3 protein-coding genes are annotated in these 5,106 nt (G+C 71.8%); all 3 read left to right on the top strand.

The window, feature by feature from the left end; all coding sequences use genetic code 11:
- Positions 1-71 precede the first annotated feature (71 nt).
- The 3 genes from ACFXPK_RS22995 (at position 72) to ACFXPK_RS23005 (ending at position 4,964) form a co-directional block, all read left to right on the top strand.
- The gene (locus tag ACFXPK_RS22995) at positions 72-2,870 is read left to right on the top strand and encodes an ATP-binding protein (protein ID WP_385078171.1); all 2,799 of its coding nucleotides are present in this window, start codon (positions 72-74) and stop codon (positions 2,868-2,870) included.
- A 490-nt stretch (positions 2,871-3,360) separates the two neighbouring features.
- Positions 3,361-4,059: a PAS domain-containing protein gene (locus ACFXPK_RS23000; protein ID WP_385001761.1), complete on the top strand. Its 699-nt coding sequence runs from the start codon at positions 3,361-3,363 to the stop codon at positions 4,057-4,059.
- 131 nt (positions 4,060-4,190) lie between these two features.
- The gene (locus ACFXPK_RS23005; protein ID WP_385078197.1) at positions 4,191-4,964 is read left to right on the top strand and encodes an aminotransferase class IV; all 774 of its coding nucleotides are present in this window, start codon (positions 4,191-4,193) and stop codon (positions 4,962-4,964) included.
- Positions 4,965-5,106: the final 142 nt, after the last annotated feature.

Consider the following 5,106-nt stretch of genomic DNA (forward strand, 5'->3'; position numbering starts at 1 on the left):
TGTTTAGGGTGGGGGGGGTGGTTTTTTTTTTAATCGCCAGGGTGGGGGTGGCCCCAAAATTCGCCCCGCCTGTGGCCCCGGCGGGGGGGGGGGCGCCCCCCGACGGGCGGTCCTCCCTGATCCTGCTCACCGGACCGCTCGGCATCGGCCGTACGGCACTGCTTCAACGGCTGTCCGGCCTCGCGGACGGTCACGACGACATCCGGGTGCTGCGCGCTAACGCGGCCCCGATGGAACAGGACTTCGCCTTCGGCGTCGTACGGCAGCTCTTCGAGACGCTGCTCAGTGACGCCGACGAGGAAGCCCGCGACCGCTGGATGGACGCCCACGCCTCCTTCGCCGGCCACATACTCGCCGACGACACGGCACCGCCCGGCGCCGACCAGGCCATCGCCGCCACCGAGGCCGTGCTCCACGGACTGTTCTCCCTGATCGCCAACGTGAGCGGCGAGAACCGGCTCATGATCCTCGTCGACGACCTCCAGTGGTCCGACGTGCCCTCCCTGCGCTGGCTGACCTATCTGGCCAAGCGGTTGCACGGACTGCGGGCCGTCATCGTCTGCGCCCTGCGCGACGGTGACCCGCGCACCCACCACACCCTCATCCGCGAGGTGCGCGAGGCCGCCACCCAGACCCTGCGGCCCGCCTCGCTCAGCCTGACGGCCGCCCACGCCCTCGTCCACGAGCGTTTCGGCGAACCCGGCGACGAGGAGTTCGTCCTCGCCTGCCACGAAGTCTCCGCGGGCAACCCCCTGTTCCTCAAGGCCACCCTCATCGGCACCGAGGTCCTCGGCCGCCGCCCCTTCGCCGAACACGCGGACGTGGCACGCGGGTTGGCCCCCTCCCAGTTGCGCGAACGCATCGCCAGCATCCTGCGCACCCAGCCCGCGCCCGTACGCGACCTCGCCGCCGCCATCGCCGTCCTCGGCGAACAGACCGCCCCCGAGGCGCTGGCCCGGCTCGCCGGACTCGACTCCATCGGCTACACCGGAGCCCTGCGCGCCCTCGGCGCCCTCGGGATGCTCACCGCCGCCCACGAACCGCGCTTCGTCCACCGCGCCGTCCGCGACGCCGCCGAGTCCACCCTCACCATGGTCCAGCGGGAACGGATGCACGACGAGGCCGCGAACCTCCTGTACACCGCGGGCGCCCCCGCCGAACAGGTCGCCGCCCAGCTCATGGCCGTCGTCACCCGCCACCAGCCGTGGGCCGTCGACGTGCTGCGGGCCGCCGCCGACACCGCACTGCGCCGCGGCGCCCCCGACGCCGCCGCCCGCTACCTCCAGCGCGCCCTGCTCGACAGCCCGGCCGACGGCGTCGGCCGGGCCCGCCTCCTCGTCGAACTCGCCACCGCGGAAAGGGGCTTCGACCCCCTCGCCTGCGAACGGCACATCGCCCAGGCGATGACCCTGCTGCCCGAGGCCCGGGACCGCGCCGTCGCCGCGCTGCGCATCTCGCCCACCCCGCTCGGCCCCGCCCTGCTGACCGTCGTCGAACTGCTGCGCCAGGCGGCCGAAGGGCTGGGCCCCGCCGACCAGCTCACCGGCGCCGACCGCGATCTCGCCCTGCGGCTGGAGGCCAGGCTGCGCCACTGCGGCCACGAGGACCCCGCCATGCTGGCAGCCGCCGCCGAACGGCTGAAGGAACTGGGCCCCGAACCACCCCTGGACACCGCCGCCGAGCGGGAGCTGACCATCGCGCTGCTCGGCGCCGTCACCCTCGGCTGCCGGATGCGCGCGGACAAGGTGGTACGGCTCGCCGGGCGCGTCCTCGACCGCGAACCCGCCACCTCCGCCCGCGTCCACTCCACCCTGCCCCTGGTGATCATCACGATGATCGCCGCCGACTCCGTGGAGGCCGTCGACTCCTGGCTCGCCGTCGAACACCGGGCCCACGCGCGGCGTACCACCCCCGCCAACGCGCTGGCCCACATCGAACAGGCCCTGGTCCATCTGGGCCGCGGCCGGCTCGCGCAGGCCAGGGAACAGTCCGAGACGGCCCTCGGCATGACCGAGACCGACCACCACACCCTCGGCACCGTCGCGACGATGACGCACGCCATCGTCGCCCTGGAGTCCCGCGACCCGGACCTCGCGGAACGCGTCCTGCGCCGTGCGAGCCGTATCCGCCCCCAGGGACTCACCCTCACCGGGATCCTCCGCCTGCTGGAGGCCACCGGCGAGATCGCCGCCGGAGACCACACCGGCGCCCTGGACTCCCTGCGCTCCTGCGGGCGCCAACTGGAGGCCGCGGGCTGGCACAATCCGGTCCTCTTCCCCTGGCGTTCCTGGGCCGTCGGTGTCCACCGCCGCCTGGGGGACACCCGTACCGCCCGAGCCCTCGCCGAGGAGGAGCTCGCGCGCGCCGAGCAGTGGGGCGCGCCGGTCGGTGTCGGCCGGGCCATGCGGCTGCTCGGCCGGCTGGAGGACGGCGGCAGGGGTGTCGCCCTGCTCCGCGAGGCGGTGACGGTGCTGCGCGGCTCCGCCAACCAACTGGAGCTGGCCCGCGCCCTGTTGTCCCTCTCCGAACGCCTGGGCAGCGGTCCGGAGTCGGAGGCGCTGGCCCGGGAGGCGGCCACCCTGGCGACCGCCTGCGGTGCGCCCTTCCTCGCGGAGCGCGCCGTGAGCGGTACGGGGGACCGGTCCGCGCCCGTGGCCTTCCCGCACCATCTCCTCACCCCCACCGAGCGCCGGGTGACCGGTCTGGCCTGCCGGGGGCTGACCAACCAGGAGATCGCGGCGGAGCTGGCGGTCAGCTCACGGGCCGTCGAGAAGCACCTCACCCATGTCTACCGGAAAGTGGGCATCGCGGGACGCCGGGAACTCATCGGACTGGTATCCGGCACGGAAATCGGGGATGTCCCCAGGTAATACACAAGGAAGAAACCCGGACTTTATCCCGGAAAATTACGGGGTAGGTCCGGGTGTTTCCGTTTGCGGTTCCACGGTGTGACCCGAGCTCTCCCGGTGGGGAAAAAGCTGAGCTTCCGTCATGATGTACGGGCCCGTGCGCGCCGCTCTGGGGAGTGCAAGCGCTTTCGGTGCGGCGGGATGGGTGATTTCGTCGACTGCGGGGCGTTTTCCCTGGTCGTGGCTGCGGGGAGGGGCGGGGTCCGTACACCGAACCCCTCCCTACCGAACCTCTTCGGTACGGGACCGTACCTACCGAAGGAGATACCACAGGATTGGCCGGTCGGGCGGTGACCGCGTTGACCGTTGCTTCGCCACCTTCGTAATATCCAAAACATCTGCTTCCCCGCATCGCCTTTTCGACAAGGCTCATGGCAGGGTTCTGTCCCATCAGCGGGATTCCTGCCCCCCGCCACCGTTATGTGCTAATTGGAGAAGGGTTCCGAGTTCCTTGACCCCCACCCCCCACACCACCCTCATGGACCGCGCGCAGACCGACGGAGCGACCGCCTCCCCCGCCTCGTCCGTCACAGGTACCGCCGACGGATTCGACCGGCACGACGCCTACGTGGCGTGTCTCGATCCTTCCCTCACCATCCAGCAGGTCAACCAGGAATTCGACCGGCGTTTCGGCGGACCGGCCGCCGACCTCTGCGGAACGCACTTCTGCGACCTGGTCCACCCCAGCGTCCAGCAGCCCCTGTTGCAGCAGTTCGCGCGCATGCTGGAAGGCAAGCGCCACCGGTTCGCCACCGAGGTCATCGCGGTCGGCAACGAGACCACCGCCTCCATGCTGCCGTTGAGCGCCATGGCGGTCCGCGGCGGCCACACCCCCGACGTCGCGGCCATCCTCGTGGTGATGTCCGCCGCCGGGGAGAAGACCGAGGAGGCCGCCGCGGTCGCGCCGCGCAAGCGGATCCTCAGCGAGATCGACGCCCGGATCCTGGAGGGCATCGCCGCCGGCGTCTCCACCATCCCCCTCGCCTCCCGCCTCTACCTCAGCCGGCAGGGCGTCGAGTACCACGTCACCGGACTGCTCCGCGCGCTCAAGGTCCCCAACCGCGCGGCCCTCGTCTCCCGCGCCTACTCGATGGGCGTCCTCAAGGTGGGCACCTGGCCGCCGAAGGTCGTGGAGGACTTCATCAAGTGACCGGCTGCCCGTACTCCGCCGCCTCGGACACCCCGACCGCCGCTGCCCCGACCACCGTTCCCCCGCGCGGTGTCACCCCGGTCACCGACACACCGCACCGGCCCGATCGGCCGCATTCCTCCCCCGACCGCCTGGTCGAGATCGACGGCGAACCCGTAGCCCCCGGCGACCTGATGGCCCTGGCCCTGACCAACTACGGCCATTTCACGACCCTGTTGACCGAGGACGGCGGGGTACGCGGACTCGACCTCCATCTGGAGCGGCTGATCCGCGACTGCCGCCTCCTCTTCGACGTGCCGCTGGACCCCGGCCGGGTGCGCGCCCTGGCCCGCCGGGCCGCCCCCGAGCAGGGGCGCGGGACCGTCCGGATCACGGTCTTCGACCCCGCGCTGAACCTCGCCACGATGGGCGCGGACGCCCACCCGCGGATCCTGGTCACCTCCCGCCCCGCCCCGGCCGCCGACCCGGCCCCACTGCGGGTGAGGACCGTGGTCCACCAACGGGACCTGCCCGAGGTCAAGTCGGTCGGCCTGGCCGCCACCCTCCGGCTGCGCCGCCTGGCACAGCGCGACGGCTACGACGACGTCCTGCTCACCGGCCCCGGCGGCGAGATACTGGAGGGCAGCACCTGGAACATCGGTCTGGTGCGCGACGGAGCGGTGGTGTGGCCCGGCGGCGACATCCTCGCCGGCACCACCCGCCAACTCCTGCGCCGCGCCGGGGCGGACCCCACGGATCTGGTCCCGGTCTCCGAACTCGGCGACTGCGAAGCGGTGTTCGCGACCAACGCGGTCACCGGAGTCCGGCCGATCACACAGATCGACGAACGGGAGTTCCCGGCCGACCACCCCGTACTGACCCGGCTCGCCGAGACCTACCGCACCTTGCCCGTCTCCCCGTTGTGACCGCGTGCCGCCCCGTGGGGCTGGAAGGCCACCTCGGCCGCAGCAGCAGACGAGGACAACGAGACCGCCCCACAGGACGGGTCGGAAGAACACCAAAGCACCGGGAGCTGATACACCTAACAGAACCCACAAGACGGTAAGA

Origin of the sequence: Streptomyces sp. NPDC059142 (genome assembly GCF_042755665.1) — a bacterium.
In the GTDB taxonomy this organism is placed as follows: domain Bacteria; phylum Actinomycetota; class Actinomycetes; order Streptomycetales; family Streptomycetaceae; genus Streptomyces.